The sequence below is a fragment of the Emticicia agri genome (assembly GCF_004168285.1).
Classification (GTDB): domain Bacteria; phylum Bacteroidota; class Bacteroidia; order Cytophagales; family Spirosomataceae; genus Emticicia; species Emticicia agri.
Genome location: NZ_SEWF01000035.1, coordinates 65,522 through 71,850, shown reverse-complemented (window position 1 = coordinate 71,850; position 6,329 = coordinate 65,522). Strand labels below are relative to the sequence as shown.

General features: G+C 36.8%; 7 protein-coding genes. 1 reads left to right on the top strand and 6 read right to left on the bottom strand.

Going from position 1 to position 6,329, the window contains the following annotated elements:
• The 6 genes from EWM59_RS19950 to EWM59_RS19930 all read right to left on the bottom strand — a co-directional run.
• Positions 1 to 1,317 (bottom strand): transposase (locus EWM59_RS19950; protein WP_130023015.1); only part of this gene is annotated, 1,317 nt, incomplete at its 3' end.
• Positions 1,318 to 1,417: 100 nt separating this feature from the next.
• A complete protein-coding gene (locus EWM59_RS27725; protein ID WP_165372238.1) occupies positions 1,418 to 1,594 on the bottom strand; it encodes a hypothetical protein in 177 nt (58 codons plus the stop codon).
• Positions 1,595 to 1,775: 181 nt separating this feature from the next.
• A complete protein-coding gene (locus EWM59_RS19945; RefSeq protein ID WP_130023014.1) occupies positions 1,776 to 2,612 on the bottom strand; it encodes a site-specific integrase in 837 nt (278 codons plus the stop codon).
• Between the two features lie 161 nt (positions 2,613 to 2,773).
• Positions 2,774 to 3,835, bottom strand: a complete 1,062-nt coding sequence (locus EWM59_RS19940) for an MlaD family protein (RefSeq protein WP_130023013.1) — start codon at positions 3,833 to 3,835, stop codon at positions 2,774 to 2,776.
• A 5-nt stretch (positions 3,836 to 3,840) separates the two neighbouring features.
• Positions 3,841 to 4,596, bottom strand: a complete 756-nt coding sequence (locus EWM59_RS19935; protein WP_130023012.1) for an ABC transporter ATP-binding protein — start codon at positions 4,594 to 4,596, stop codon at positions 3,841 to 3,843.
• A 233-nt stretch (positions 4,597 to 4,829) separates the two neighbouring features.
• The gene (locus EWM59_RS19930; RefSeq protein ID WP_130023011.1) at positions 4,830 to 5,615 is read right to left on the bottom strand and encodes an MlaE family ABC transporter permease; all 786 of its coding nucleotides are present in this window, start codon (positions 5,613 to 5,615) and stop codon (positions 4,830 to 4,832) included.
• 251 nt (positions 5,616 to 5,866) lie between these two features.
• Between EWM59_RS19930 and EWM59_RS19925 the strand changes: the two genes are divergently transcribed.
• Positions 5,867 to 6,328, top strand: coding sequence for a (2Fe-2S)-binding protein (locus tag EWM59_RS19925; protein ID WP_130023010.1), 462 nt, complete (start codon positions 5,867 to 5,869; stop codon positions 6,326 to 6,328).
• Position 6,329 lies beyond the last annotated feature (1 nt).

Below are 6,329 nucleotides of genomic sequence, written 5' to 3'. Positions count from 1 at the left end.
TTGAGCTTTCTGTCTTCTTTTGGCAATCAAAACGGCATTGGCAGTATGAATGCCGAAATAAAGCCAAACTTGTTCGTTGTCAGCACTCCTAGCTTTATTTTTATGTAGAAGATAATGTTCTTTTTCTGTTCCGAAGCTACCTTCCAATCTTGTAGCTCTTTCTTTATTGAGCAATGTTTTGATTTGTTTAGTGGCTTTGTCATCTTTGCCAGCTCCTTTTCTGACGAAATTGGTCTGTATGTCTTTCTTAGTAGTATATCTACGATTTTCATTAGTAGCATAAATGCGGTCAGCAGCTATATGTGTACATACACCAAAACTACTTTTGTGCTTGATTATACTTAATTTCAAGCGTTTATACTCATTGAAAGCCTCATAGCTACAATGTTCTATCATGCTAATTCCTCCCACTTGTAACTTATGGACTTTCATTCCAAACTCAACAGGTTTATTTTCTTTCCCCCTAACAATGGGTCTGATATAGGGCTTATATAAACTTACTATTCGATTTGGTATTTTGGCTTGATGGTGTAAATATCTCTGCCTTTGTTGCTGATAAACCAACTTAATGGTTTTAAAGGTTTCTGCCTCTGCAATGCTTAATCCTTTCGCCTGGGTTTGATTGAGCAGTAATTGATATGCTTCTATTGCTTTGTACAATAGCTTCAATAAAGCATTTTGCCTACTTCTAGTTTTCCGATGGCTTTTCTTCCGCAATTTACTGTAAGCGACATACTTAATCTTCTGTTCTTTAAACTTTGAACGCGGTAACTTGATTCGATAAGTGCTACAAAGTGAAGGAATTTGTTTCTCCCACAACCACTGACACGACTCCCAAAGCAACTTTACATCTGTGGGAAAGCGAATGTAGACCTCATAGCATGAAGCGTCCATCGATACTACCTGCTTATCAGGTATCTCTTGTTTCCATTGGCTAATCAGAGTTTGTTGAAAAACACCCAAATCAATATGTTTTGCCAGATAGGTTCGTACATTAGACACAAAAGCATTATCTCGAATCATTTGATAATCTTTCAGTTGAACGCCACAAAACATCTGTATTGCCCAGTCAGTGTTCAACCTCTCCAACAATTTTTCATCACTTAATTTTAGATAATGCTTTAGAAACATCAAACCAAAATAGCCTTGTGCAGGTAATAGTGAGGGAGAACCTACTTTCGTTCTTTTTTGAGGTAATAGCTTAACCAGAGCGGGCCAATCAATAGTTTGGTAAATAGCTCCCAATTCTGTCTTATTCTTGAAAATATACAATCGGGAAAAATTTGGAGAATCCAAGTCGATTAGAGTAAATTGCATCCGTATTTTATTGTTTTCGCAGACACAAAATACGAAAAACCCCGATATATGCCAAATCTGTGCATATTCGGGGTTTATTTATTTTCTAAAATATTGATAGTCAAATAATTACCCTATAAAAGGAAAGCCTAATCAGGCAAATAATATTAATATAATTGTTTTTATCCTTTACTTCAAAGCCTTTGGCGAGTAGCAGTTTTTTGATTTCTGCCATTTCGAGGTCATGGCCTCCGAGGAAGAAAATGCAGTTTTCAGAGGTTAGGTTTACTTGTTTCATAGTGTCAGGTTTGACACCAATTAACAAATATTTTTCTTATCTGCAATGACTATTAGAGTAAATTTATTTTTAGGCAGTAAAATTTCATTACAGAGCCTGTAAAAGCAATGTGTGCCACGGTTCTAATTAATCGTTAAAGGAACCATATTAACTAAAAACTTACATTTCTGACTCTATAAACTTATATCAAAGCACTTAAATACTTCTTCATAAGTTCTTCAGGAAAGCTCCCAAAATAATTCTCGGTAGATTTGACTGAACCATGCCCCATCGAATTACCTATAAAAGGCATAGGAGCGCCACTAAGGAGTAATATGGTAGCAAATGAGTGACGCGCATAGTAGGTAGTAATGTTTTCATCTATGCCCAATTTCTTAGCAATCTTTTTCAGATAATCGTTTGTAATATGTATTACTTGACTTATAACTGAAATTTTCTTTTCTTCATCCATTGTCTCATCTAAAAACGGAAATAAATAACCTTTTCGGGTAGAATTCCCCCATTTATCAATTATCGCTTTTGATTGTTCAACTAATAAAATATCTATTTTTTCGAGTTTGGCTTTTTTTGTCTTAGCTGTTTTTTTCCTTATAAAAGAAATTTTATCGCCGTCTACATCAATCCACCTTAGCCGGCAAATGTCTGAAAAATTCATTCCGTTACAGAGGTATGAAAAAATCCATAAGTCACGACTTCTTTCTTCAAAACTATAAGGCTCTGCCTCATAAGACATTAATCTTAAAACATCCGATTTTGGCAAAGCTCTTTTTTTACCTCTTATAGAAGGAATCTGATAGCCTTTTTTCCCAAAAGGATATATTTTAATTGAAATTAATTCATCTGCGATAGCATTATTAAACATAGTTCGTACAATACGCAAGTAAATACTAATAGTAGTATAACTTGCTGGGCTTGGTTTTTCTCCTTTTTTCTGAGCAACCTTACCGTAGGTTAACATCCAAGCTTCATATTTCTCTAAGAAAAATGGCGTTACGTTTTCATATTTTAACTCATTCACACTTTTAACAGATAAACCAATAGATTTTCAGGAATGCAGTATTCGGCTAATATCCTCTTTAAAATCGTAGGCGTAAAAGGCTTGTCGTTTTCTGCGCTTCTCTGCTTTTTATAAGCAAAAAAGTATAAGGATTTACCATTCCAACTCAGGATATACCTGGCTTACGGCTGAGGATTAGAAGACTGCAATTTCTGTTCTTCTTTCTTCTGCTCTTCTGCTTTCTTCTTTTCCTGTTCTTTGGCCTGATTTCTGAAATACCTTCTGAATAAGAAATTATGTTTCAGGGCCTCCAGATTCTGGTCTAATTTCTCACTGCTACTTTCCAGATTACTGATGGTTTCTCTGATATTATTGGCTGCTTTGGGGTCATGCAACAATACACCTATCGTATTATTCGGGTTATTCAATAAAGCGTTGGTAGTTTGCTCTAAATTGCCGACTGTTTTCTGGGCAGAAGCCGTTGTTTCTTTCAACGTCTGTGAAGTGCTTTGCAGCGAGGCAACCGTATTTTTGATTGACGGATAAATCTCTTTATCAGTAGCAAGAGAGTTAATAAAATTACCTTCGGCATTTAACTTATCTGTAAGTGTGGCTAAGGCAGTTGCGCCTTTTTTCAAGTCTCTGGTAGCAGCCTCAACGGTTGACATACTTTTCGAAATACTGGCATAAAGGGCTTCGTCCTTCATCAGCTTTCCAATAGAACCTTGTCCTGCACGAATATCCGCCGTTAAACCTTTCAAATCATTGGTAATATCCAGAATATTCTTGTTGTTAGCCTGCAAAGTTGAGAGCATTTCCTGCTGTGTAACATCTGCTTCTACTTTAAAAGTATGTCCGCTTTCTATCATTTTAACATTAGGAGACCCTCCTGAAATAAGAATGATAGGGTTGCCAATCAGCCCATCAGAGCTTACTCTTACAGTGGCATCTTGTTTGATAAAAGGCTGAGATTTGTCTTCTACACTAAATAATACCTTTACTTTAGCATCAGGCGTAAAAGATATTTCCTGTACTGTGCCTACTTTCACACCTGCATACCATACATTATTACCCTTGGTAAGGCCGTTAACACTATTGAAAGTAGCCGTAGCATCAATGCGACTAATAAATGATTTGCGCATGGTTCCGAGCGTAAGTATAGCAGCAGCTAATATAATAACACCTATTAGGATAAATAAACCAACCTTGGCCGCTACTCTTGATGAAGATTCTGGGGTCGCCATAATACCTATTTCTTTTGATTTTCTATGAAATTGTAATCGTAAAAATTCTTGATTCTTGGGTCAGGGTCTTTAAACACTTCGTCGAATGTTCCCTGAAATTTAAAATTGCCGTCAAATAATACTGCTACACGGTCGCCTGTTTCTTTGGCACAAGTCAAGTCGTGTGTAATGATAATAGAACTCGTCTTATAGTTTTCTTTTACTTCATTAATTAACTGATTAATTTCCATACAGGTAATCGGGTCAAGTCCGGCAGTAGGTTCATCATAGAGCATAATCGTAGGGTTCATGATAAGCGTGCGGGCAATGCCGATACGTTTCTTTTGTCCACCTGATAACTCAGAAGGCATCTGGTCGATAGATTTTAATAAACCTACCGAATCTAATACCTTATGAACCGCCTTGTTGATTTCTCCCCGACTCATATTCCGTACATTTCTCACCAGCGGAAACTCTAAGTTTTCTCTTACTGTCATACTATCATACAAAGCACTATTCTGAAACGAAAAGCCTATTTTCAGGCGCAATTCATTCATTTCCTTTTTATTGAGTTGGGTTACTTCCTGCCCCAATACTTTTACACTCCCTTTATCGGCAGGCAAAATTCCGGCAATAATTTTAATCAGTACCGATTTCCCGGTTCCTGACCTTCCCAACACCACCATGTTTTCGCTCTCATAAACATCCAGATTGGCATCTATTAACACTTTCCTGTCGCCAAATGCCTTATACAGATGTTCTATTTCTATTACTTTGTTCATATCTCATCTCTCTATTGAGTGATTGAGTGATTGAGCGATTTAGTGATTAAATTTTTAATCTTGAACTGTGATTTACCCGTGCGACGTCCGCTGATTTAATGATTTTTATGATAAGATTTACAATCAACAATCGTATAATCAATTTATAAATCAGCGCAATCAGGTTAATCAGCTAAATCACAGTTCAAGACATAATCACTCAATCACTAATTCACACAATCACTCAATGGATTTTATCTAAACCAGTTAGTTACCTGTACTATAAATACTTCTTCAATAAATATCAGAAACATCGACATTACGACCGATGAATTAGCGGCTTTGCCTACACCCAAAGTACCATTGCTGGCATTGTATCCTTTATAACAACCCACTATACCAATGGTAAAGCCAAAAGATACAGCCTTGATGATGGCTGTCCATAAATCTAAAAAAACGATGCTGTTAAAAGCCTGTTCCAGAAAAGCCGGAAAACTGGTATCTTCATTGGTGGTTACATTCAGGAAAACCCCTGTCATGGCCATCAGGGCACAATAAAATGATAAAATAGGGATGGTAACTGTAGTGGCTAAAATACGTGTAACTACTAAAAACTTAATAGGATTAACAGCCGATACCTCCATAGCATCAATTTGCTCAGTTACTTTCATAGACCCTAACTCTGCCCCGATACTTGAGCCTACCTTCCCGGCACATATCAAAGAAGTAACCAAAGGTGCTAATGCTCTGATGATGGCAATGGTTACCAGCGAAGGAAGCCATGAAGTAGCCCCGAAACTCTCTAAAGATGGTCGTGATTGCTTGGTAAATACAAAACCTGTTACAAAACCTGTAAGTGAAATGAGTAGCAATGAACTGTTACCAATGCGGTAACATTGATTAACAAATTCTTTGAATTCAAAATTTCCACTAAGAGCCTCTTTAAAGAATAACAGCAGGAAGTCGGCACCCTCTTTAAATCCAATAAGCCAGTCGTCTATTTTTTCGGAGAACAAATTTTTTCTTGAATGTGAACTCATAATTTCATGCATTAGTGGAGATTCGGTGCCTCAAAGTTATTAAAGTATATTAGTAAATTTATAATCCATCTACGTTTTTACGGAATTTATATACGTATGTGGAAAAATATACTCAAAATGTGGTATAATTATTTGGGCAATTGGTCTATTTTTTCCAGCTAACTAAATAATTAGTATCAAAATTCTTTCCAATCTGGAAGTATTTTCTTTAATTTTGATTAAAATATTGACTATCAATAAAATAAACTACGATGGCAACTTACAACCTTAACATTAACGGCAAAGTCTTTAAAACAGACGTAGCCCCCGATACACCGCTGCTATGGGTTTTGCGTGATCATTTAGGGCTATTAGGTACAAAATATGGCTGCGGTATGGCCATGTGTGGGGCATGTACTGTACACATCAATGGCGAAGCTACGCGTACCTGTATCTTACCCGTATCGTCGGTAAGCGAAGCTAAAATAACTACCATTGAAGGATTATCAGAAAAAGGAGACCATCCTGTACAAACGGCATGGCATGAAGTGGACGTTCCTCAATGTGGCTATTGTCAGGCAGGTCAGATTATGACTGCCGCTGCATTTTTGAAAAGCAATCCTAAACCTACTACCGAAGAGATAGAGACTGCTATGTCCAATAACTTGTGTCGTTGTGGTACTTACCACCGAATCAGAGAAGCCGTTCAATTAGCCGCAACTAAAATGAAATAAC